A 24,168-nucleotide genomic window follows, 5' to 3' on the forward strand; every position below is an offset into this window, starting at 1 on the left:
AGATTGACAATGAAATGGCCATCATTAACCCGGATTAAAGAAGCAACCACTCAAACAATATTTCGTTTCCCATTAGAATTTTTTTGTGCATTAAGTGGAACAAGTCTTATGCTTTGGCAGATTGAGCAAGACAATGCCAATGATGAGGTGATTCGCCTCATTTTATGTGCTGTATTGGGGCTGGCTCTTTTTCTATCGATATCCGTAATGTCAGAGAGTTATTCCTTGAGCAAAACGAAGCGGGCTCTTACGCAAACCCTCGGTGCAATATTGCTGGTACTATGCTGGTTTATACTATCGCCTATAGAAGCTGAAACCAGCATCATACGTTATAGTTTTTTGATTGTAGCTTTTCACTTGCTCGTATCGTTTGCACCCAAAACAACAATTGAATCTTTTTGGGAATACAATAAGCAATTATTCTTACGAATACTCACAGCTGGTCTGTATTCGGGCGTATTATACATTGGTTTATGCATAGCCATAGGCAGTACCGATTTCCTTTTTGATTTAGACCTCGATTCAAAAATCTACCTGCGCTTATTTGTCGTTATTGCCGGACTCTTCAACACTATATTCTTTCTGGCGGGTGTTCCTAACCACTTTGAAAACCTGCAACAGGATTACCCGAAAGGATTAAAAATTTTTACACAATATGTTTTAATACCACTAGCCACTATTTATCTCAGCATTATTTTATTGTATGAGGGAAAAGTAATACTCGAATGGTCGTTACCAAAAGGCATTATCTCCTGGTTAATATTGGGTTATGCTGTATATGGAATACTATCCATTCTCCTGGTTCACCCGGTAAGGCACAATGAAGGTAACAACTGGATCAAGAACTACAGTCGTTTGTTTTACATTTTGATGGTGCCCCTCTTGCCATTATTATGTTTGGCTATTGTAGTACGTATTCAGAGTTATGGCATAACAGAACTTCGCTATGTGGTACTTGTGCTGGCAGCCTGGTTAACGGGTATTACACTTTACTTCTTGTTCTCAAAACAACAAAACATAAAAGTCATTCCCTTTTCATTGGCTTTATTGGCCCTGTTAAGTGCCTGGGGACCACAAAGCGCCCCTGCTATTTCTGAAAACTCACAACGCAACAGATTAATCGGTCTTTTTAAAAGCCAGGGAAGCTGGAAAGACGATAAACTTCAACCCATGCCAGGCAATATTCCAGATAGCATAGGGAATGAAACAATTACGCAGTTACGTTTTATGACGGAGCGCTATGGAGCCGCTTCCTTGCGAACTATATTACCATCAGCATTGAACGACTCCATTGCAAAGAGAGACACTATTAAAAACAAATACACAAAACGATATGCAGGTACCGAATTATTAAGAAAGGAATTAGGCTTAAAATCATACTACACAACCAGCAAAACAAAAAGGTACTACTATTACAGCGTGCAGGCTGCCACAGACACTTTTGCAATTGCAGGCTACTCCACCATGATTGCCATTAACTGGTATGACAATTACGATAAATTATTGATTGAACAACAAGGCGATACAATTCTTGTCAAAACAGGAGCGCAGCAATACAACGCAAACCTGCAAGAGCTTTATAGGAAAGTAGAAGATAATCAATTTGTGGTGGGCGAAGGGAACCCAAATAAACTAGCGCAGACAGTGCTGACAGTTCCAGCTTATTTTGAGCGTGGGAATGCACTCCTTATCATTCGTTCGATGAATTATGAAAGAGATTCTACACAAAGAAGACTGAATAGTTTAGAAGGCTTTTTGCTGCGTAAGTAGCTTGTAAAACATCGTTGATATAGTATATGGATTTGCTCAGTAGTAATCTCGCGGGTGTTTTAGTTGTCTGCGTAGCCGCTTTTGCCGCTGGTTTTATTGATGCTATCGTTGGGGGAGGAGGATTAGTACAGACGCCAGTGTTGTTCATGGTGTTCCCCAATTATCCAGTAGCTACTCTGTTGGGCACCACTAAGCTACCCTCCTTTTCAGGTACTGCAGTTTCTCTGTATCAATATGCAAAGCATGTTGATATTAAGTGGCGCCTGCTGGTATGGATTGCCCTGTCAGCTTTTTGCGCAGCCATGCTTGGATCCATGCTTGTAACCGAAATAAGTAATGAGGTTTTTAAACCCATTATTCTGGTTGCCCTTATCGGTGTCGCATTTTACACCTACACAAAAAAGAATTTCGGTCAGCACGAGGCAAAAGATCTTTCATTTACCAATGCACTTTTGCGGGGTATCACAGCTGGCTTGGTCATTGGTTTTTATGACGGCTTTATAGGCCCGGGCACTGGAAGTTTTTTAGTGTTGATGTTTATTAGTGTGCTGGGTTTTGATTTTATGCATGCCAGTGCACACGCCAAATCAGTTAACCTGGCTACCAACGCAGCCTCTATTTTATACTTTACACTTTCCGGACATTTTATAATTGAACTGGCCATTCCTATGGCTGCTTGCAATATGATGGGCGGATTTACAGGTACACGCTTCGCGCTACTAAAAGGAAATCAGTTCATAAGAATCTTTTTCCTGTTTATTATTTGCGCCACCATTGTGCGTTTTGCTTTTGATGTTTTCAGCTAGCCGTTGTTATCCAGTAATAATATCAGGTTAAACTGCACCATTAACTCTTGCTGGATTTTAATAAGGCCCATCATCTTATCAGGGGGTTCCAGATTAAAATCCGAAAACAAAAAAGGTCGCCCACCACTTAAATGAATCTGCCCACTTGGTTTGGTTTTAATGAAACAAACAACATCAACTACTTTTGTAACGCCACCTAAAGAGATGGTCATGGTGCCATTGAATTTATCTTCCGCTTTGCTATAGTCAGGCAGACGCTCAAATGATTTGAAGTCAATGACGATATAAGGATATTGTTTTGATTTAAGTGTTGTGTTGAAATCGTGCGTCATCATTTGCATGCCACAATCGAAACGAGAAGCCTGTAAAGAAACTTTTCCCTTTATGAAAAGAGGTTTACGCAAAGGACTTCCTTCGTGGATGACCAGGGTATCATGTCCGGTGTATTGTGTTATCCCGCAGCGAAAGGAGTTCACATTCGTCTTGCCATCAATAGTAAGTGTGCTGCTGGGCTGAACGATAAGCCTATGAATTAAATAGGGAGACTCATCATTGCGAAAGGAAGCAAACAAAAGAAGAGAAGCAATGAAGATGAGGCGCTGCATAATCACTAAGGTAGAACATCTTCTTAAAAATGAAAAGTTCCGGTTGATAACATCAACCGGAACTTTAAAGAGAATCTGGTATTTACACTTAGAAGGAGATAGCACCCTGTACTACAACACCTTTGAAGTTTGCACCAGACAATCTATCAGTGTTAGGGTAACCATCATAGTTTTGATTTACATACTCACCTTTCAACAACACATTGCGCGTAATGAACCAACCGGCACCGATAGAGGTACGATCGATGGTGATGGGCGTACGTGTTCCTGCATTAGCAGCAGACTGTCCGAAAGGAATCACAGAACTTACTTTGATATAACGACCACCAATGTAGAGGTTTTCATTTTTTCCAAAGCGGTAGAGTAATTCACCGGCAGCCTGGTGGGTCTGGCGGTTATCATAGTCTTCAGATCCCCATGCAGAACCCTCACCGTTCTCAAGTGCATTCTTACCGAAAGCGTACTCATAAGTACCGAAGAACTCAAGACCACCAAATTTTACAAAGGGGTTGATCATGTAAGCTGTAACATTATCGCGGTAGCCAGGGTTAAAGCGACCAGATGTATACGCAGTTGTAATGGTAGCAGCAGTGTTGTCTGTTACAAACAAGTAGTTAGAACCTGTGCGGTCACCACCAAAGATGGTGTTGCTTGCAGAAGATTTCGTAGTGTACAAAGAACCTGTTAAGCGTACGCGGAGATCGTCATTCACTTGTTTATCATAACCAACTTTTCCGTAAAGTGATGGTTTGCGTTTAGCGCCAGGCATTGGAGGATCAGCAATGTTACCTTGTATTTCACCATCGGTAAAGGCGGCCATTAATAGTATACCATTTTTTTGCCAGTAAAGCTCGGCACCAATTTCTGTGGTGAACTCATCCATAATGTTGTTTTCGATGAAAGCGTTTTGTAGCGTATGACCACCATCGCTTCTGCGGAAGTGAGCATCACCATAGTTTACTTCCATGTGACCAACTTTTAAAGTAAGGTTTTTCCACATGTTATCGAAAAATGCACTGTTTAGGAAACTTACTTTATCAATTTTCAAGTAGCCACCCTTAACCCAGAATTCATTGTGGTGGTGAGATGACATGTAGGAAACCAAATTCAAACTAATACCATCAGCTAACTGCACATCGATGTTCAGGTTGGCTTGTGCCAACGGAAAGCCACCAGCCATAGCATACAATTGGTTAGCGTTGATATACGCTGTAGTTGCATTGGTCACTGTATTCGTTGCTGTGTATCCACCAGAGACATTAGGATTTTTTGCGATCGTAATGTTTGCAGGATTGTTGAACACACCAGAACCGGGTGCTGTTTCAGTATACGTAGGAGCACCCGTAGCACTTAAGATGGCACGTGCACTGTTGCTGTGTTTCATACTCTGATAACCTTGTGTAAAGCCGGCACCAAAGCGAACTTTTAAGCCTTCAAAAACGACAGTATCATTTTTTGAAGTTTCGAACATATTGACACCGCGTTGGTCGTATGGGCGCCAGTATTGTATGGCAGATTGTTGCGCAAAGGCAGTACCCGCCAGAAAAAGTAAGCCCATCATCATGATTGAGCTTAGTCGGGAAATCATCGTTTTCATAAATAATTAAGGTTAAAGTTTAATTGAAGATTAGCTTTTTTTGAAGGTAAGATTGAACTCTAGTGTAATGTCGTCACCCGTTGTAACGGAGCCGAACATAAAAGATGGTGGCTCAACTTTGAACTCACTCATTTTAAAACTCTTTATGGTTTTGCAAACTATTGTATTGTCAGCGTTTACAGCGCAGATGCTCTCTACCTCCATAGCTTTGGTTACACCTGCTATAGTAAGGTTGCCAGTACAAATCAATTTATCACCAACCAGTTTTGTAGAATTGATGGTATAAGATATTTGTTTGTGTGTATCTGCTTTTAGGGCGGAGTATGCATTTTTATCCATGGCACCTTTACCACTTTTTAAAGTTTGCACAGGAATTGTAAGTGATAAAGACTTAACACCACTTACTTTATTGTTATCGAGAGTAAAAGATGATTGACAGCTGAATGCTTCGCTCTTCATTTCCCAATCGTGCATAGTAGAGGTGCCCTTAATAACGAGACTTGCTTTCTGTGTTTTGTAAACATCTTGCGCGAATCCGGAAACGACCAGGGAGAGCAGCAAAGCGAAAGTCGCAGTCGTGCGTGCTTTTGCTAAAAAATTAACTTGTGTTCTCATGTTGCGTGTGTTTGTGTGTAATTGCATGACAAGATTACGGCAGCAAGAAGTAGCAGAGATTGATGCTACTTAGGATAGTATATGATCTTTGTCATGAAAAAAACTGACCAAGTCAAATCAAAATAAGAAAAGCACCGATTCAAGTGCGTGAAGGGTCTGTTTACAAATGCAGATGAAAATGCTATGCCCGGATTATTATTCTAATAGTGGGCAAACAACAAGGCTTAATTACCACAAACGGTACTTTCAAGAGAAGAAGACAAGGCCAGCCCTAAGCGCTTTGCTGTGCGTAGATCACGACACGCTTCTGTCAGCTGTTTTAACTGATAATAGGCAATGCCTCTGTTATAATAAGCAGCAGCATAATCGGGCTCAAAGGCAATGGCAGCACTGTAATCTTCAACAGCTAGTTTTTCTTTTTTTAACTTAAGTAAGACATTGCCTCGGTTTAACCAGGCCGAAACCAAACTTTCATCTAACTGAAGCGCCATTGAATAGTCAGCATAAGCTTGTTCAGGCCGTTTCAGCTTTTCATGAATAACACCTCGGTTTAAAAAATAGTCTGCTTCTTTTGGGTTGATCTTAATAGCATTGTTGTAGTCTGTTAAGGCTTCAAGATATTTTCCATTGTTCAGGTGTATATAACCACGCTCCGCATACGCATAGGGTAGCGTTGTATTATTTGCAATGGCAGAGTCGAGTAGCAGGGTTGATTTTGTTTGATTAAGTCCAGGGCTAAGCGCCTGCAAATTAAAGTAGGCCAGGGCGTGGTTAGGGTCTATTTCCAGTGCCTTAGCATAAGCCGTTTTAGCCTTTGTGACTTCACCACCTTTTTCGAAAACTATACCCTTATTAACATAAAGATCCGGATCGCGGGGCGATAGGCGAAGGGCAGAATCGAAGTGTATTAATGCCTGAGAATATTCGTGAAGTGCAGTCTCTGTTAACCCAAGCCAGTTGTAAATACGTTTTTTACCACTGCCCTGTGCAGTAAAAATCTGATTAACACCACCCTTAAAGTTATTCCGCTCGAAAAAAATGGTTGAAGTTTCTCCAGCGGGAAGCTTCAAAAGTTTCAGAAAATCTTCTTTGGCCAGGCTATAATGCTTAAGCTGATAGTGCAGCTGTGCTCTTTTAAAAAGCGCTTCACCATGGTCTGGTTTTAAAGTTAAGTGAATAGAAAAATCAGTAAGTGCCTCTGCCCATAATTCAAAGTGCTCCCTTACAAGTCCACGTGCATAATAAGCATCAGCAAAAGCCGGGTCAATCTGCAGACAAGTGTTTAAGGATGCGAGGGCAGCTTCCCATTCATTATTATCCATGAAACGCTCCCCAGCAGCAAAACTCACAGCTGCGTCTTCTTTTTGATTTAACACCTGCGACTGAGCATTTACTCCGGCAAAGATCAGCACCGAACAAAACAGCAGGATAATATGATTACAGGCATGAAGCATAGTAATGATTTACTAATATAGTTGAACGAAAGAGAATAATTGAGCCCCGAGGTTGAGACTTATCCACTACTTGCATAAATTGACGTGAAGTAATAGTTAAGGACAGATGCTTATCAATAAATTTCCCCCCGAAAGAACAGTTTTCTTTAGTGACGCAGTATTTGCTATCGCCATGACATTGTTGGTTTTGGAAATAAAACTGCCCTCGATGGCCGAAGCACAAAGCCTCGGCATTGACGATATATTACTTAACCGGATTCCAAACTTTATATGCTTTGCCATCAGTTTTATTGTAACGGCTTTATTTTGGAAAGCACACATGGTAACCTGTACCTATGTTAAAACAGTGAGTAATCGGTTTATATGGATTAATATCTGGTTGCTATTCTTCGTGGTGGTAATGCCATTTACAACGGCACTCTATGCTAACTATGGCTTTATGGATAATATCGCCTTTAGCCTATACTGTTTAAACATTGCTGTGATTGGTGTTTTTAATTATTTGTTAATGGCACACGTTGTTAAAACAGAAGACCTTAAAAATGCGCTGGGCGAGGCTGTTGTTAAATGGAGCAAACGCAGGGCACTTATTGTACCGGCTGTTTTTATATTGGCCATTGTCTTAGCTATGTTTGCACCCTTTACCAGTCGCTATGCCTTTATTTTGATATTTATTCTACAAGCCATAGGTGACAGCATTTATAAAAAGAAACAAAACGATCTGATTGCTGTGCAAAAGCTTGCATCGGAGGAGCTTGAGAGCGAATAGTAAATGCTTACTTTTTCTTTTTAAGATAACGCACGCCAGCTTCAATCGGTAAATCAAGATGATTTTCTGCAGGCACAATGGGGCAAGCATAAGTGAGGTTATAAGCACAGTAGGGGTTATAGGCTTTGTTAAAATCTACGATAATACTATTCCCCGCTTTTGGTAAACGTAACTCAATGTAACGACCGGCTTCATAAGAACTGGTACCATTGGTTAAATCGGTGAAGGGTAGAAAGAGATAATCTTTATAGGCAGGCAAACGCATTAAATCATACGATTGATAGACAGGCAATGTATAGTTGTTTCCCTTTAATGTAAAAACAAGATCTCCATACTTTCTGTATTGGGGCAAACGATCACCCGTTGTTGGCATTTTAAAGAAAGGCGTATTCTCAGTAATATGAAGAGTGGCTGTTACACGATAAGCAGAATCGACAGGGAAGAAATCGTGCCGCTTAAATTTCTTTCTGCTTTTAGCATCCAGCGGTGACTTCTTAGGATCTTTGTATTCCGCATTCAGCTCGTCATGAAATTTTTTTATATCCAATTGATGGTTTGTTTGACCATAGGCCAAAGAGCATAAGCAAGCAATAAGAAGTGTAAGGTAAAGACGCATAGTCAGGGATTAAAAAAGGGGCCGCGGAAAAAGCACGACCCCATCAGCAGAAAATAATTATTGATTAGTAACAGGAATGCTCCAGCGGATATCAGACCATTCAAATAAAACATTAACACCTTGTTCCATTGGCAAAGTGCTAATTGTAAATTGTTCAATAGTGCTGGCTCCAGCCTGAGATTGAACCTTGGTTTTGAGAACATCTTTGCTGTGATCAGGTTCAAAAATACCCCAGGGTTCAATTTCCGGATTAAGGATAATTTCAAAACCACCTTCTTCAGGAACGGCATACATAGTGTATGTACCAGCATCAACCGGCTGACCATTGAAGTTAATCTGTTTGTTAAAAGTTATTACAGTGGGTTCATTAGCCCCCAACCTCCAATAAACACCATAGGGTTGTAAGGCACCTTGTTCCTTTGTTCCAAAAATCAAACGTCCACGAACCGAAGGACGGCTATACTTTACCGATACAGTTAAATCACCGTTGGTTAAAGAAGCCTCACCTGCGGGACTCACTGTACGATTACGACTCATCATGTATGCAAAGGCAGCACCCAGAATGGCTACGACCACAAGAACACCAATCAATATTTTCTTTACCATATTTAGTTTGTTTAGGGTAAGTAAAATTAACGAATTAATTGCTGAAAAAATTCCGAGGCCTCCGAGGTCAGATTAACAAAGTCTTGTTAAAGGTAAGTAAGGGCACATGGGCATGAAAAGCGAGTTGACGCGTTACACTCCTCCCAAATAGTTTTTCGTAGGTATCAAGTTTATGGGTGAACATAGCCAGCATATCAGCATTGGTCGCAAGAATGTAATCATCAATAGCCTGACTTATATTGTCATCCTTAACATCCTGATAAATAATTTTTTGATACCCTGCAGTTTTAATCATTTCAGGTAAAAGTTTTTTATCGGTTTTAGCTTTAGATGAAAGAGGACTTATGTGTAAAACATGCACAACGGCATTGTAAATAGCAGCAAGAGTGGCTATGGTTCTGATCTCCAACTCCCATTCATAAAGCGTAGAAGCATACACAATCTTTTTTAAAGGACGGAAGCTGGCCTTTTCAGGAATTACTAAAACAGGTACACGGCTATGGTCAATCATGGAAGCGGCATGACTACCCATGATTAACTTCTTTACACCAGACGCACCTTTAGTACCCATGATGATCATGTCCACATCATTCTTTACAGCAAAGTCATCTACACTTTCAGCAAAAGATGATCCTGACGTGAAATGATAGGTGAATGAGATGCTGCCTTTTACAGACGAGCGCACAGCTTCTACCAGGTGCTTGGCATCTTCCTGTGCAATGGCGATCATGTCAGCCTCAAGTTTTTTCCATTTGCTCAATGTTTTTTTACTTGATTGTATACTGTTAAACCACAAGACAATAATTTCTCCTTGTAATTTTTTAGCCATATGTGCTGCATAGAGCAGTGCTGTTTTAGAGGGCTTAGAAAAATCGGTGGGTACGAGCAGTTTCATAACCTGGGTTTTTAGTTTTTATTTATCAACAAGCTGCGTATGATATGCAAGTAGCGGTACTGTTAAGTGATAAGCAATTTGCTTGGTGAGGCTGGCATTAAAAACCTTTTCGAGAAAAGATCTTTTGCGTGTGGATAACACCAACATTTCGCCACCCACAGATTTGATAAATAACTCTATCCCCCTTTCGTTATTCTCATGAGGGAGTACGTAATAGTAGAGGTGTTTGTAATCCGTTTCCTTCAAAACAGCTTTCGAAAAATTTTCAATGTAGTCGCGCTCCGACCGTAGGTTGTCATGAGAAACGTGTAGTAAATAAACTTCTGGTTTCCATCCCTTTACCAATTCAAGCAATTGTTTTAAGGTATCCAGATCGCTATCAAAAAAGTTTGTGGCGAAAACAATTTTCTTCGGCAGGTTTAATGATGCTTGTGGAGGAACTGCCAGCACGGGGAAATCTGAATTTTCAATAACACTGCTTGTTCTGCTACCGAACAACAGTTTAGTTAAACCACGAGCACCCTCAGTACCCATTATAATAATTTTACAATCGGTTTCTTCGGCCTCAGCTAAAATATTTTCAGTAAGTGCACCTACACGCAGCACATGACTGCAACCGATATTATTTTTTTCAGCCGTGGTCATGCAAGTACGATGGAGTTTGTCTTTAATTTCTTTCTGTGCCTCCTCCGTTTCACGTTCTACAAAAGTGATCATGGCAGTGTTGGCCAAATCAACTGGCGCATAAACATGGATCAGACGTAAGTCGTGGCCTGTTCTTCGCCCCAATAATGCAGCAAAGTTGATGGCGTGATCGGCACACGGAGAAAAATCGGTAGGCACAAGCAAGTTCATATGGTTACTGGTTTTGGATACTAAACAAGCGATTAACACACATAAAGCGACTGATGAAAAGCAGTGCATTTCGCAATTTTAATCAGTCCTAGACCCTAAGGCACACAAAATTTTAATGGGAAAAACCCTTTAAAAACCAAGAAAAAGTAAGATTTGGCTTAACAAAACCAAAAAAAATCAATTTGCTCTGCATGCATAATAAAAATTTTATACCTTCGAATTCGCTTAGCGAAATCGTATGCGGAGAGAAGAAACTGTTGACCACCACATTAAAGCAGCCTGGCATGCCATAGCCCGCATGTATAACCAGCAGGCAGCTGCTTATGATGCAACCATGGCCATGGGTTTTGTACTCCTCACCATCAATGCAGAGGAGGGAACGCCAGCAACTAAGATAGCACCTTTAATGGGTTTGGAAGCAAGAAGTCTCACCCGTTTGTTGAACACGATGGAAGAAAGAGGCGTAATTGTTAGAAAAACAGATGCCATCGACAAACGTTCTGTGCGCGTTTACCTTACGGAAGAAGGCAGACAAAAGCGCGATAAAGCAAAAGAGACAGTATTGAATTTTAATAATGCGGTACGCAAAGAGATTTCTGAGGAAAAACTCAATGTGTTTTTTGAAGTAATTCAAAGCATACAACAAGTAGTAGAAAAGGATAACATTAACGTAAAAGCATATACTTAAATTGGTTATTCGTTGATCGTTGTTGGTTGTTCGATTCTCATGGATTGGCAAACCAACAACGACCAACGAGTAACGAACAACCAACAACGAACTATGAATAGATCAATAAAAAAAGTAGCTGTACTCGGTTCCGGTGTGATGGGTTCAGCCATTGCCTGCCACTTTGCCAACATTGGTTGCCAGGTGTTACTTATGGACATAGCGCCAAAAGAATTGACAGAAGAAGAAAAAGCCAAAGGACTTACCTTGGACAATAAATTGGTGAAGAACCGTATTGTAGCCAGTTCTTTCGATCGCAGTATTAAATCAAGCCCGGGACCTATTTATTCTAAGCGTTTTATTTCTCGTGTTTCACTCGGGAATTTCGATGATGATTTAGCCAAGATTAAAAACTACGACTGGATTATTGAAGTAGTAGTTGAAAATCTGGACATTAAAAAGAAAGTATACGAACAGGTTGAAAAACACAGAACACCAGGAACACTGGTAACATCAAACACTTCGGGTATTCCTATCCATTTAATGGCAGAAGGCAGAAGTGATGACTTCAAAAAACATTTTGCAGGCACACACTTTTTTAACCCGCCCCGTTACTTAAAATTATTTGAGGTAATCCCTACACCACACACTGATCCGGAGATCACGAAATTCTTACTGCATTATGGTGATCTGTATTTAGGAAAGACCTCAGTGTTGTGTAAAGACACTCCGGCTTTTATTGGTAACCGGGTTGGTGTGTGGAGCTTACTAAAAGTAATTGACTCCATGCGCAAGTATGAACTGAATGTTGATGAAATTGATAAACTGACAGGCCCTGTAATCGGCCGTCCTAAATCAGCAACCTTCAGAACATCTGATCTTGTGGGTTTGGATACCTTAGTAAAAGTAGCTAACAATTTATACGCAGGCTTACCCAATGATGAAGGCCGCGAAATGTTTAAACTCCCGGAAGCTGTTGCTAAACTGGAAAAGAACAATTGGTTAGGTGATAAAACAGGACAAGGTTTTTATAAGAAGAGCAAAGATGCTTCAGGTAAAACTGAAATTCTTACGCTTGATCTGAACACGCTCGAATACAAGACCAAAGCAAAAGCGAAATTTGCCACACTCGAAACCACTAAAACGATTGATAATTTAAAGGATCGTTTTAAAGTATTAATGGCTGGAAAAGATAAGGCTGGTGATTTCTACCGCGACTCTTTCTTCGGTTTATTCCAATACTCTTCTAATCGCATTCCAGAAATAAGTGATGAACTTTTCAGAATTGATGATGCAGTATGTGCAGGTTTTGGTTGGGAACTTGGGCCTTTCGAAACTTGGGATGCTGTAGGTGTTGAGAAAACAGTACAAGCCATGGAAGCAGCCGGTGTAAAACCTAATCAATGGGTTTACGATATGCTGGCTGGGGGCAACAAAACATTCTATAAAGTAGAAGGAGGTCAGCGTAAATATTATGACATCCCGACTAAATCATACAAATCAATTCCTGGTCGCGAAGGCTTTATCATATTAGAAAACTTAAGTGATAAAACGGTTTGGAAAAATGCAGAATCAAAAGTGACTGACATTGGTGATGGCGTGTACAACTTCTCATGGAGCAGTAAGAGCTATACGCTTGGCAGCTCCGTGATTGAAGGCATGAACAAAGCCATTGAACTAGCAGAGAAACAAGCCAGGGGTTTAGTGGTGGGTCATCAAGGTCCAGACTTCTCTTTGGGTGCTAACCTGGGTCTGGTCTTTATGTATGCCATCGATCAGGATTATGATGAGATTGATTTCATGGTGCGTGCCTTCCAGAATTCTGTGATGCGCCTGCGTTATTCATCAGTGCCTGTCGTAGTAGCACCACAAGGCCGCACCCTAGGTGGAGGTTGCGAAATGACTATGCATGCAGACGTGGCATTGGCAGCAGCAGAAACCTATATTGGTTTAGTTGAAGTAGGTGTTGGTCTGATCCCAGGTGGAGGTGGAACAAAAGAATTTACCAAGCGTGTAAGTGATCGCATGCAAGAAGGCGATGCTGAATTAAATGCTTTGCAGAATGCTTTCATGAACATTGCTACTGCAAAAGTGGCTTTGTCAGCAGAAGATGCGAGAGATATGGGTATCCTTCGTCCACAAGACAGAATAACCATTAACAAAGACAGACAAATTCTGGACGCGAAAGCAGCTGTAATAGAATTGGCAGATGCTGGCTATACTATGCCGGTGCAAGCCAACAATATTAAAGTACAAGGCAGAGCAGGCCTTGGCCTATTTGCTGCCGGTGTTAACGGTATGAAAATGGGTCGCTACATTTCTGACCACGACATGAAAATTGCTATGAAGATTGCAAACGTGATGTGTGGTGGTGATTTAACTTCTCCGCAAGAAGTAAGCGAACAATACTTGCTAGACTTAGAACGCGAAGCCTTTGTATCGCTTTGCGGTGAAAAGAAAACACTGGAAAGAATTCAAAGCATTTTAACAGGAGGGAAACCACTAAGAAACTAAAATAGACGTAAGACTTTAGTAGTAAGACATAAGACAACTCGGTTGTTATCTTGCTACTAACGTCTTACTACTTACTACTAAACAAAGAAAATATGGACGCATACATTGTTGCAGGATATAGAACAGCCGTAGGCAAAGCAAAAAAAGGAGGCTTTCGTTTCGTTCGCCCCGATGATTTGGCGGCAGATGTAATCAAGCATTTAGTAAAGTCAATCCCCGGTCTTGAACCCAAGATGGTAGATGATTTAATTGTAGGTAATGCTGTACCGGAAGCAGAACAGGGCATGCAGATGGGGAGAATTATCTCCCTGCTGTCTTTAGGCATAGACACACCGGGTATGATTGTAAATCGCTACTGCGGATCAGGTGTGGAAACCATCGCGATAGCGAGTCAGCGTATACAAGCTGGTCAGGCCGATGTGATTATTGCCGGAGGTACAGAGTCAATGTCATTAGTACCGGTAATGGGAATTAAAACCGTATTGAACTACGAGATCGCTACCAAGAACCCGACTTACTATACAAGCATGGGTTTAACGGCTGAAGAAGTATCGAAGCAATATGGTGTTTCCCGCGAAGAGCAAGATCAGTTTTCGGTGGAGTCGCACCAAAAGGCTGCAGCTGCGTGGAAGGCAGGTAAGTTTACAGATGAAGTTGTTCCCATCACCGTGAAAGAAGTATACGTGGATGAAAACATGAAGAAGAAGACAAGAGAGTTTATAGTAAAGCAAGACGAAGGTATTCGTGCTGACACAACGCTTGAAGGCCTTTCAAAACTAAAACCAGTGTTCGCGGCAGGCGGAACAGTAACAGCAGGTAACTCTTCACAAACTTCAGACGGAGCAGCCTTTGTTGCCGTAATGAGCGAGCGCATGGTGAAGCAGCTGAATCTAAAACCAATAGCGAGAATGGTGAGCTATGCTACAGCAGGTGTTGATCCACGCATTATGGGTATAGGACCGGTAGCGGCTATCCCAAAAGCATTAAAAATTGCCGGATTAAAACTACAAGACATCGATTTGTTTGAATTGAACGAGGCATTTGCAGCACAGTCATTGGCTGTGGTAAAAGAACTTGGCATTGATCGCAGCAAATTAAATGTGAATGGTGGTGCCATTGCCGTAGGACATCCCTTAGGATCCTCAGGTGCGCGTTTGTCAGTACAACTCTTTAATGAACTGCGCAGACAAAATAAAAAATACGGTATGGTAACGGCTTGTGTAGGAGGAGGACAAGGTGTGGCAGGGATTTATGAGATGCTGTAATAGAAGAGACGTTAGACGTAAGTAGTAAGACGTTAGAAGCATACGATGCATAATTTCAAAGAGTTGAAAGTCTGGCAAAACGCAAGAAAGATTGTTAAAGAGATTTATCTCGATACAAAGAATTTTCCAGCAGATGAAAAATATGGATTGATTTCACAAATGAGAAGAAGTGCTGTATCAATTCCTTCAAATATTGCAGAAGGAAGTGGGCGAAACACAGACAAAGATTTTTAATATTTCTTGAATGTGGCTTTGGGTTCAGCCTATGAATTGCAAACACTTCTCATTTTGTCTCAAGATATTGAATTATTAAATCAAGAAAGAACCAATGAGTTAAACACCTCGCTTGAGGAGCTACAAAAGATGATTTACGGATTAATAAAAACAATTAAAGTATAGTGGCGAGCGACAAGGTCTAACGTCTATTGTCTAATATCTAAAGTCTAAAAATTATGTCAACAGCAACACAAACAACATCAGCAATCAAAGGAGGGGAATTCCTGATTCGCGAAACATTAGCACACGAGGTCTTCATTCCGGAAGAATTTAATGAAGAACAAAAAATGATCATGCAGCAATGCAAGGATTTTTTGGTGAAAGAAATTTACCCACGTCTGGATGATATCGATTCGATGAAAGATCCTAAGCTGATGCCATCTTTGATGGATAAAGCAGGTGAGTTGGGTTTATTAGGCACATCAGTTCCACAAGAACTAGGTGGTTTTGGGATGGATTTCAACACCTCTATGCTGGTAGCTGAAGTAATTGGCGGTGGCCATTCTTTTGCTGTTGCCTTATCAGCTCACACAGGTATTGGTACACTGCCGATTTTATACTACGGGAACGAAGAACAAAAGAAAAAATACATTCCTAAGCTAGCTACGGGCGAGTGGAAGGCAGCCTACTGTTTAACCGAACCAGATTCAGGCTCAGATGCCAACTCAGGCAAAACAAAGGCAGTGTTATCAGCTGACGGTAAACATTATGTCATCAACGGACAAAAGATGTGGATTACCAACGGTGGTTTTGCTGATATCTTTGTGGTGTTTGCTAAAATTGACAATGATAAAAACCTGAGCGCTTTTATTGTTGAGAAATCTTTCGGTGGGGTAACCATGAACGAGGAAGAAAAGAAGATGGGTATCAAAGGATCTTCTACCCGTCAGATTTTCTTTAACGATTGCAAGGTGCCCGTTGAAAACATGTTAAGCGAACGTGAGAACGGCTTTAAAATAGCAGTAAACATCCTTAACATCGGCAGGATTAAGTTGGGTGTTGCGGCTGTTGGTGGAAGCAAGATGGCCCTATCAAAAGCGATCAAGTATTCCAACGAACGCAAACAGTTTGGTGTCTCCATCTCCTCTTTTGGCGCCATCAAACATAAAATCGCAGAAGCAGCAACAAGAATTTTTGCGTCTGAATCTGCACACTACCGCGCGTCACAAAACATTGATGATGCTTATAATGCATTTGTTGCGGGAGGTATGGATTCTGCAAAGGCTCGTTTAAAAGCTCTGGAAGAATTTGCGATAGAATGTGCAATTCTAAAAGTACATGGCTCTGAAGTGCTTGACTTTACAGTAGACGAAGGTGTTCAGATTTATGGTGGTATGGGTTTCTCGGCTGAAGGACCGATGGATCGCGCTTACCGCGATGCACGTATCAATAGAATATTTGAGGGAACAAATGAAATCAACCGCCTGCTTACAATAGACATGTTGTTAAAACGTGCGATGAAAGGTTCGCTTGATTTAATGAATCCGGCTATGGCTGTGCAGAAAGAACTGATGTCAATCCCTGATTTTGGTGCGACTGAAGAAGAAGGGCTGTTTGTAAAAGAGAAGAAAGCCCTGGCCAATTTAAAGAAGGCAGGTCTAATGGTAGCAGGAGCAGCCATTCAGAAATTTATGATGAAGCTGAGCGATGAGCAGGAGATACTCATGAACTTAGCTGACATGCTTATTGAAGGTTATGTAGCGGAGTCAACTTTACTACGTGTAGAAAAACTAATAGGACTGCGTGGAGAAAAAGCCTGTGAAATACAAAAGGAAATGGCGCTAATCTATTTGCATACAGCTATTGAAAGAGCAGCATCAGCAGGTAAAAGTGCTATCACTTCATTTGCTGAGGGTGACGAACAACGCCTGATGTTGATGGGTTTAAAACGATTCACAAAAGTGGAAAGCTACAACTTGAAAGAAGCAAGACGGAAGGTGGCTAACTATGCTATTGAGAAAGGCGAATATGCTTTTTAGACTTCAGACATAAGTAGTAAGAAACAAGACAATAAAACCCTGTCAGCAATGACGGGGTTTTTTATTTAAGTTAGGGGATAAACACCAGATAGGCTTGTTGTCGAAAGGATTTTTTCCCTTACTTCGAACAATCTATGAAATTTGGAGAAAGACTGGTTTTGCTAAGAAAGAAAAAAGGATTTTCACAAGAATTGCTTGCTGAACATGCCGGAGTATCGCTCCGCACCATACAACGATTGGAAAAGGAGCATGTAGCCCCGAGGGCAGATACCTTAAAAAGATTAGCACAAGTATTAGACGTTCCCTTTGAACAACTTCAGGAAGAAAATTCAAATGATGAAATAAAATGGCTGATAAAGATGAATACATCAGCACTGTTTTTACTTATACCAACCTTAAATATTTTTCTACCATTGCTTTACTATAAAAAGATAAAAGCAGCGGATGTAAAGAAACATGCGCAGCGCATGCTTAGCTTTCAAATTTTGTGGACAATAAGCACGATTCTATTACTTGTTTTAATACAAACCCTTCAAATAAGTATTACTGGATCTGTCATGATCGGTCGTTTCTCAATTCTGATACCTGCTTATCTTGTGTGTACACTGCCTAATTTTATTTTGACTATTCGCACCAGCATACAGATAAAATCTGGCGACCTTAACCGTGTTTATAGAACAATTCCGGTGTTATTTTAATTAATTCATCGAATGTCGTAGAAATGTCGCACTAAAAGCGGCATATGCATTGGGCTTTGCAAAGCACCTTTGCCAAAAAGTCTATGAAGAAAATAATCTTTTATTTAGCGCTGGTAGCTACAGGCGCTATTCTTACACTATTGATCACAGCCTCTCTATCAGAGGAAGAAGCGTACGCGGAGGAAATTAAAGTAAAACTATATTCCAAGGTATTACAGGAAGAAAGAGATTTGCTGATACACCTTCCCGTTGATTACGACCCTACAAAAAAGTACCCTGTCTTTTATGTTTTAGATGGCGGCTCCCTTGATCGGAACCTTGATCAAACACTTGATGTTTTAGCGAAGGCACATTGCGCGCGCGAGGGTATAGTGGTCGGTATTCCGAACATGTCCGCAGAAAACCGATCAAAGAATCTTATACCTCCGTTTATGAAAACGGATACAGAGGATGCCTCGAGTCAGTTTGGTAGCGGTAACAACTTCTTAACTTTTATTGAAAAAGAAGTTAAGCCAACTATTGAAAACAAGTATAGTTGTAGTGGGCATAACACACTGGTAGGTAACTCGCGTGGAGGGCTACTTACACTTTATTCAATTATCAATAATCCAACAGTATTTCAAGCAAGATTAATTTTTAGCGCGCCTGTTTGGCGACAAGACAGTATATTGATTGAGAAAACAGTAAGCTATATTAAAAAAAATGGTTCACCGAAGGGATTAGTCTTTATAAGTGTGGGGGAGCAAGAGACTGACAGAATGAGACAAGGCTTTGAAAAACTAAAATGGCAAATCGAAAAAAGCGATTCTGCAAACCGCAATTGGAAATGGGAAGTAACCAAAGACGCAGCGCATGAAACAAACGCCAAGCAATCGTTGCCTATGGCTTTAAAATACTGGTCGCAGGTTAATGACGTAGATTAGTTAAATATGGTATGACCAGAATAAACGAAGCAAACCTCATCATTAACATGCTTAGTTGTAAGGCTTAAAGTTCATTCATTATATCACCGAATGGAAAACCTATTCCGTGATATAATGAATTTGATTACTCCGTCTTCAATGTATCAGCAGGATTAGACAAGGCTGTTTTATAAGTCTGTGATGCGATGGTAAATAAACCAAGACTAATTAATCCGAAAGCACCCAATACAATATCAAGCACAGTTAAGTTGGTATGGTAATCAGGTATTCGGGTAAACACGGTTTCATAAATACCAATGGCCAAGGGAATGCCGATGGCAATAGACCAGATAATAAGTTTTAAATAGTCCCGCGACAATAACATCGTGATACCAAAAGCACTGGCGCCAAGCACTTTTCTAATACTCACTTCTTTAACCCTGTTTTCCGCTGTGTAAACAACCATGCCTAACAAACCAAGGATAGAGATACTAATGGCCAACAGACCAAGAAAGCCTGCCATTTTTAATAACAAACCGTAAACCTGATATGAATCATTCAACTCATCTTTAAAGAAGGCGGCCTCCAGTTTGGTGTTTTCACTTAATTTTTCCCAACTGTTCTCCATGGCGGTAAATGTTCCGAACACATCAGAAACATCCACAAGCACATTGGCTTGAGAAAACTGTGACACATTATTTCTAAAAATAAAATTACCGATGGGTATTTGTGGAGGAGCATAGTGGAAATTTTTGACTACACCAATAATTTGTAGTTCCATGCTGTCTATAAAAAGAGTCTTACCAAGACCATCTTCTAATGCAATTTTATTGTTAATTAGAAACTGTTCGTTAACAAGACAGTAGCGCTCTTCAGTAGAGACAGCCTCAGGAAAGTTTTTGCCAAGTATTAATTTAAGTTTAAGGCTTTCAAGAAAATCACTGTCGATAAAGAGTTGAGAAACTTTGACAGAATCACGATCTGCAGTATTTACCCAGGTGGTTGAATTAGAAAGTCCTGGAGAACCTGATGAGAGTGACACAGATTGAACAACAGATAATTTTTCAAATTCAGTCTTCAGTATTTCCGGCTTAACCTCCTGCAGGTTTACGTTAACAATATTTTCTTTTTGAAAACCGAAATCAAAATTTAATAAAGTATGATACTGCCTGCCAAAAACGATAAGAGATAAAATAAAACAAAAGGAAAGTGCGAATTGAAAAATTGTCAGGCCCTTGCGAATACGCATGCCACTAAAGGCACGGGTAGAAACTTTACTTTTAAGTGCCTCAATGGGGTTTAGTCCTGCAAAATACAAGGCCGGAAACAAACCCGCCATTAGTCCGGTTACAAGGGCAAAAGCAATGAACAAAGTTGCTATTTTCAATGTAATGCTTAGGTCAAGCACCGAAGCCTCTACCAATATACTTTTGAATTCGTCTCTCAATAAAAGAAAAATTCCACATGCACCCATTAGAGAGATTAAACAGATCACTACTGTTTCTGTAATAAATTGAAAGAATATCTGACTCTTAACACCCCCCATAGTTTTGCGCAAACCAATTTCCTTGGAACGCTTAAGTGCACGGGCTATTGAAATATTTGTGTAATTGAAACAGGCCGGCAAAAGAATGAGTAGGGCAATAGCACCGAAAACAATAAAGCCCGAAGTTTCCCACTTAGGACCAATCGCATTAGAAAGATCGCTTGTAATGATTTCTTCCAAACCAAGCAAACCAAAGTTTACCTTAACCGAAGTATTCGCATACGTACTTTTTTCTACTTGTGTCAGGTATGCTTGCAAATCTTTAGTCTTTGTTCCTTCTTTCAACAGTACATAAATAAACTGATCATGGTATTCGGTCCATTGTTCTGTATTCAAACCTTCATTGGGAGGAAGTGAGGCAAACGATGCCAGGGCCTCAAATTTAAAATGGGTATTTTTCGGATAGTCTTTTAGTACACCGGTTATTTCATAGCTGCCCTGCTCTTTTAATTCTATGAACTTGCCAACAACATCAACAGATCCAAAGAATTTTAAGGCAGCACTTTCAGTAAGCACAAGCGTATTCGGTTTACTCAAAGCACTTTGTGTATTGCCGCTGAGCATGGTAAAAGTAAACACACGAAGAAAACTTTGATCGGCAAAATAACCTTGTATGCGAATGTTTTCTTTTTCCTGAACAACGTCACCCTCAAAGGAAGAATTGATACGCACAACTTCTTTAGCTCCAATAAATTCTTCTTTTAGCTTATCAGCCAGTGCAATAGGTGAGGAGGCAAAATTTCTTTCTTCAAAGCCCTCCGTTCTTTTACTGATAACCGTATAAATGTTATCGCCATTAGCATGAAAGTTATCGCTGGTACTGATATAACCATACATAGAAATAAGCAACAGGCTTATAGACATACCGATGGCCAAGCCAAAAGCATTTAATAACGTAAAGTACCGATACTGATACAAGTTGCGTAAAGCAACCTTTAGAAAGTTTCTGATCATAGATAAAGAGATAGTGTTGGATGAATAAATACCTGATTGAGCATTTCTTTTTCTTTTACGAAGGGCATAAGAAAACATAAGGGAAAGCACCTGTTTCCAATAGGTGCGTTTGGCCATAGCAATTGATTTGGTTTTAACATGATGATAAAACCACTCGTCAAGATCGCCACGCAAATCGTCTACTTTGGCAAAACCACAATACCAGTCAAAAAGCTTTTGCGCAAGTTTGGGTGGGTGAGCTTTCATCGGGAGGCAAGTTTTATTTTAGAGAGATCCCACAATTGGTCGCGCAGACTTTTAGTTTCGGTTAGTGCTTTTTTACCTGCTTGTGTAATGTCGTAATAGCGCTTGCTGCGTCCGCCACGTTCGGCAGTAGCACCACCAACCCATGATTTGAGGAAGCCCTTTTCTTCTAAACGGGTAATGGTTGAGTGCAAGGCACCAATACTAATGCTCCTGTCGCACCGAGACTCAAGCTCCTGCTGAATAGACACTCCATATGCGTTGTCGTTCAGGGCAGTTATGGTGAGAAGCACCAATTCCTCCAATTCACCTAAATACGTTTTCATGTAGAACAGTTTAACTCCTGATACGTAAAGCCTCCTTATTTGTTTCTGTTTTTCAGAACAAATAGAAAAAACTTAGATTTACACGAAAACGAAGAGAGATTTCACCCAACGATCTATATTTTTTAAAGGACGGGGCCAGCACTTGTGCCGTGTGAGTACTTAGCATAACTTAGTTGCTTTTCCAAAAAAGCATGCCTCACATCACAAAGCCCCTCGTTCAAGAAACCGATGTTACCCTTATTGGTGCTGGTATCATGAGTGCCACACTTGGTATTATTCTTAAAGAACTTAACCCAGATCTCACCATCCAGATTTTTGAACAACTGGATCAGGCGGGTACTGAAAGCTCTGATGCCTGGAATAATGCAGGCACAGGTCACGCTGCATTTTGCGAACTGAATTACACACCGGTAAAACCGAATGGTTCTATTGATACGGGCAAGGCCGCAAAAATCTGTCAGGACTTTGAAGTCTCTAAAGAATTCTGGTCATACCTTGTTCAAAAGAAATATGTAAATGATCCATCAACCTTTATTAAGCAGGTTGCACACATGAGTTTTGTGTGGGGAAATGATAATGTTTCTTTCCTGAAGAAACGATATGAAGCGATGCATACTAACCCACTATTTAATGGTATGCAGTATACAGAAGATGCTGACTTGATTAAAGAGTGGGCACCTTTGATTATGAAAGGAAGAAATCAGAAACAAGCACTGGCAGCTACGAACATGGCAGCAGGTACTGATGTAAACTTTGGAGAACTTACCCGGCAAATGATAAAAAAACTGGAAAGCATGCCCGGAGTAACAGTCCATTACAACGTTGAGGTCTTAGATATTGATCCGCATAAAAAAGGCGGTTGGTTGGTAGAAACCAAGCACATGCTTGCTAAGAAAAAGGAAGATTGCCGGACGCAATTTGTATTTATTGGCGCAGGAGGTGCAACGCTTCATTTGTTAAAGGATGCTGAGATAAAAGAGCGTAAAGGCTATGGCGGCTTTCCTGTAAGTGGTTTGTGGTTAAAATGTAATAATGAAGAGTTAATACAAATGCACAATGCCAAGGTATACGGCAAGGCGGCCGTTGGTTCTCCCCCCATGTCTGTACCGCATGTAGACACACGTGTGATTGACGGAAAAAAGGAATTGCTCTTTGGTCCGTTTGCAGGATTTTCCATGCGCTTTTTAAAAAGCGGATCGCATACAGATCTTGCCAAGTCACTTCGTATCGATAATCTTGCTCCTATGATTTCCGCAGGATTGAGTAATGTGCCGCTAACGAAATACCTCATCAAACAAGTACGACTTTCGCATGAGGACCGTGTGAAAACATTGCAAGAATATGTGCCGGTGGCAGAACTTAAAGATTGGGAGCTGAAGCGTGCAGGACAAAGAGTACAGGTTATTAAAAAAGAAGAAGGTTTAAAAGGTAAACTGGAGTTTGGTACAGAGGCGATTGTATCTGCAGATGGAAGTGTAGCCGCATTGCTTGGCGCATCACCAGGTGCCTCTACTGCTGCTGCCATTATGTTTGGCATTTTGCCCAGGTGCTTTCCAAAAGAAAGTAAATCAGCAGCATGGCAAAGCAAGTTAAAAGAGATGGCACCATCGTTTGGACTTGATCTTTCAAAGCAGGAGAGTGCTATTGATGAAACAAGAAACAAAACAACACAGTTGCTGAAATTGTATTAAAAGCGTACAAGAGCGGTGTTCATGAATGAACAATATTTTGAAGGGAGTTTACAATAAACTCCCTTTTTGCTTTTTATAAGCTGTTTATTGAACTGGCCTCTTTTTTGATCCCCATCGAAAAAATACTCCCTATGGCGCGCTCCTCTAATAACTCCGTTTTGCTCTTAATTGTGTTATTATTAACCTTTCCACTGTGGATAGGAATAGCAGGGGGGCTTATTGGCTTGGTAGCAGGTGCTTTCGGTTTAGTTATAGCCCTTATTGCTGGCGTCTTTGGTTTATTTGCCGGTCTCATTGGTGGCGTCTTTGGTTTTGTTGGTTGGATATTTGATGGCCTTTTCGATTGGGATATGCACCCTTTCAATTTTGTGGTGAGCCCATTTTTACTGCTGCTTTTTATTGTTGCTATTGTTATGATTTTCAGAAGTAAGCAACAACCGGCAAAAAAATAAAACAACCTCTTACCCTAAGCAGACAACATTAATTTTAGCTAGAAGTTTGAGCATTTGATATCCATAA

Annotated in this window: 21 protein-coding genes and 1 pseudogene; 12 read left to right on the forward strand and 10 right to left on the reverse strand. The window is 40.6% G+C overall.

Annotation, left to right across the window (positions count from 1 at the left end; all coding sequences use genetic code 11):
- The first annotated feature begins 9 nt into the window (after positions 1-9).
- Positions 10-1,770, forward strand: a complete 1,761-nt coding sequence (locus tag ACO1XM_RS11820) for a DUF4153 domain-containing protein (RefSeq protein ID WP_486229143.1) — start codon at positions 10-12, stop codon at positions 1,768-1,770.
- Positions 1,771-1,796: 26 nt separating this feature from the next.
- Positions 1,797-2,576, forward strand: coding sequence for a sulfite exporter TauE/SafE family protein (locus ACO1XM_RS11825; RefSeq protein ID WP_486229144.1), 780 nt, complete (start codon positions 1,797-1,799; stop codon positions 2,574-2,576).
- On the opposite strand, the gene ACO1XM_RS11830 is transcribed toward ACO1XM_RS11825, so the two are convergent.
- The 4 genes from ACO1XM_RS11830 to ACO1XM_RS11845 all read right to left on the reverse strand — a co-directional run bounded on the left by ACO1XM_RS11830 (position 2,573) and on the right by ACO1XM_RS11845 (position 6,847).
- Positions 2,573-3,181 (reverse strand): hypothetical protein, encoded by a 609-nt coding sequence (locus ACO1XM_RS11830; RefSeq protein ID WP_486229146.1) that lies wholly within the window; start codon positions 3,179-3,181, stop codon positions 2,573-2,575. The two genes, ACO1XM_RS11825 and ACO1XM_RS11830, sit on opposite strands and share 4 nt — an antisense overlap.
- An 88-nt stretch (positions 3,182-3,269) precedes the next feature.
- Complete coding sequence (locus ACO1XM_RS11835) at positions 3,270-4,778, reverse strand: hypothetical protein (protein ID WP_486229148.1); 1,509 nt, start codon at positions 4,776-4,778, stop codon at positions 3,270-3,272.
- A gap of 30 nt (positions 4,779-4,808) precedes the next feature.
- Positions 4,809-5,393 (reverse strand): YceI family protein, encoded by a 585-nt coding sequence (locus ACO1XM_RS11840; RefSeq protein ID WP_486229150.1) that lies wholly within the window; start codon positions 5,391-5,393, stop codon positions 4,809-4,811.
- A 224-nt stretch (positions 5,394-5,617) separates the two neighbouring features.
- Positions 5,618-6,847 (reverse strand): tetratricopeptide repeat protein, encoded by a 1,230-nt coding sequence (locus ACO1XM_RS11845; protein WP_486229152.1) that lies wholly within the window; start codon positions 6,845-6,847, stop codon positions 5,618-5,620.
- 106 nt (positions 6,848-6,953) lie between these two features.
- Here ACO1XM_RS11845 and ACO1XM_RS11850 point away from each other — a divergent pair, with 106 nt between their 5' ends.
- Positions 6,954-7,616 (forward strand): TMEM175 family protein, encoded by a 663-nt coding sequence (locus tag ACO1XM_RS11850; RefSeq protein WP_486229154.1) that lies wholly within the window; start codon positions 6,954-6,956, stop codon positions 7,614-7,616.
- A 7-nt stretch (positions 7,617-7,623) separates the two neighbouring features.
- On the opposite strand, the gene ACO1XM_RS11855 is transcribed toward ACO1XM_RS11850, so the two are convergent.
- The 4 genes from ACO1XM_RS11855 to ACO1XM_RS11870 all read right to left on the reverse strand — a co-directional run bounded on the left by ACO1XM_RS11855 (position 7,624) and on the right by ACO1XM_RS11870 (position 10,588).
- A complete protein-coding gene (locus tag ACO1XM_RS11855; RefSeq protein WP_486229156.1) occupies positions 7,624-8,232 on the reverse strand; it encodes a DUF1684 domain-containing protein in 609 nt (202 codons plus the stop codon).
- A 57-nt stretch (positions 8,233-8,289) separates the two neighbouring features.
- Complete coding sequence (locus ACO1XM_RS11860; RefSeq protein ID WP_486229158.1) at positions 8,290-8,838, reverse strand: DUF2911 domain-containing protein; 549 nt, start codon at positions 8,836-8,838, stop codon at positions 8,290-8,292.
- A 67-nt stretch (positions 8,839-8,905) separates the two neighbouring features.
- Positions 8,906-9,733 carry a universal stress protein gene (locus tag ACO1XM_RS11865; RefSeq protein WP_486229160.1) on the reverse strand — a complete coding sequence of 276 codons (828 nt, stop codon included), beginning with the start codon at positions 9,731-9,733 and terminating at the stop codon, positions 8,906-8,908.
- An 18-nt stretch (positions 9,734-9,751) separates the two neighbouring features.
- Positions 9,752-10,588: a universal stress protein gene (locus tag ACO1XM_RS11870; RefSeq protein WP_486229162.1), complete on the reverse strand. Its 837-nt coding sequence runs from the start codon at positions 10,586-10,588 to the stop codon at positions 9,752-9,754.
- A gap of 238 nt (positions 10,589-10,826) precedes the next feature.
- On the opposite strand from ACO1XM_RS11870, the gene ACO1XM_RS11875 reads away from it, so the two are divergent.
- The 7 genes and pseudogenes from ACO1XM_RS11875 to ACO1XM_RS11905 all read left to right on the forward strand — a co-directional run bounded on the left by ACO1XM_RS11875 (position 10,827) and on the right by ACO1XM_RS11905 (position 18,910).
- Positions 10,827-11,276, forward strand: coding sequence for a MarR family winged helix-turn-helix transcriptional regulator (locus ACO1XM_RS11875; protein WP_486229164.1), 450 nt, complete (start codon positions 10,827-10,829; stop codon positions 11,274-11,276).
- Positions 11,277-11,369: 93 nt separating this feature from the next.
- The gene (locus tag ACO1XM_RS11880) at positions 11,370-13,769 is read left to right on the forward strand and encodes a 3-hydroxyacyl-CoA dehydrogenase/enoyl-CoA hydratase family protein (protein WP_486229166.1); all 2,400 of its coding nucleotides are present in this window, start codon (positions 11,370-11,372) and stop codon (positions 13,767-13,769) included.
- A gap of 92 nt (positions 13,770-13,861) precedes the next feature.
- Positions 13,862-15,034: an acetyl-CoA C-acyltransferase gene (locus ACO1XM_RS11885; RefSeq protein ID WP_486229168.1), complete on the forward strand. Its 1,173-nt coding sequence runs from the start codon at positions 13,862-13,864 to the stop codon at positions 15,032-15,034.
- A 45-nt stretch (positions 15,035-15,079) separates the two neighbouring features.
- A pseudogene (locus tag ACO1XM_RS11890) lies at positions 15,080-15,433 on the forward strand (four helix bundle protein).
- 53 nt (positions 15,434-15,486) lie between these two features.
- Positions 15,487-17,289 carry an acyl-CoA dehydrogenase family protein gene (locus ACO1XM_RS11895; protein WP_486229170.1) on the forward strand — a complete coding sequence of 601 codons (1,803 nt, stop codon included), beginning with the start codon at positions 15,487-15,489 and terminating at the stop codon, positions 17,287-17,289.
- A 134-nt stretch (positions 17,290-17,423) separates the two neighbouring features.
- The gene (locus ACO1XM_RS11900) at positions 17,424-17,987 is read left to right on the forward strand and encodes a helix-turn-helix domain-containing protein (protein ID WP_486229172.1); all 564 of its coding nucleotides are present in this window, start codon (positions 17,424-17,426) and stop codon (positions 17,985-17,987) included.
- 83 nt (positions 17,988-18,070) lie between these two features.
- On the forward strand, positions 18,071-18,910 hold the full coding sequence (locus tag ACO1XM_RS11905) for an alpha/beta hydrolase (RefSeq protein ID WP_486229174.1): 840 nt from the start codon (positions 18,071-18,073) through the stop codon (positions 18,908-18,910).
- 124 nt (positions 18,911-19,034) lie between these two features.
- Here the strand turns inward: ACO1XM_RS11905 and ACO1XM_RS11910 are convergent, their stop codons facing one another.
- Both ACO1XM_RS11910 and ACO1XM_RS11915 read right to left on the reverse strand, forming a co-directional pair.
- On the reverse strand, positions 19,035-21,635 hold the full coding sequence (locus tag ACO1XM_RS11910; RefSeq protein WP_486229176.1) for an ABC transporter permease: 2,601 nt from the start codon (positions 21,633-21,635) through the stop codon (positions 19,035-19,037).
- Positions 21,632-21,958: a PadR family transcriptional regulator gene (locus ACO1XM_RS11915; protein ID WP_486229178.1), complete on the reverse strand. Its 327-nt coding sequence runs from the start codon at positions 21,956-21,958 to the stop codon at positions 21,632-21,634. The genes ACO1XM_RS11910 and ACO1XM_RS11915 overlap by 4 nt, the downstream gene beginning before the upstream one ends.
- A 191-nt stretch (positions 21,959-22,149) precedes the next feature.
- Here ACO1XM_RS11915 and mqo point away from each other — a divergent pair, with 191 nt between their 5' ends.
- Positions 22,150-23,649, forward strand: a complete 1,500-nt coding sequence (gene mqo / locus ACO1XM_RS11920) for a malate dehydrogenase (quinone) (RefSeq protein ID WP_486229181.1) — start codon at positions 22,150-22,152, stop codon at positions 23,647-23,649.
- Between the two features lie 131 nt (positions 23,650-23,780).
- Positions 23,781-24,101: a hypothetical protein gene (locus tag ACO1XM_RS11925; protein WP_486229183.1), complete on the forward strand. Its 321-nt coding sequence runs from the start codon at positions 23,781-23,783 to the stop codon at positions 24,099-24,101.
- Positions 24,102-24,168: the final 67 nt, after the last annotated feature.

It is taken from the genome of Chryseotalea sp. (genome assembly GCF_057350905.1).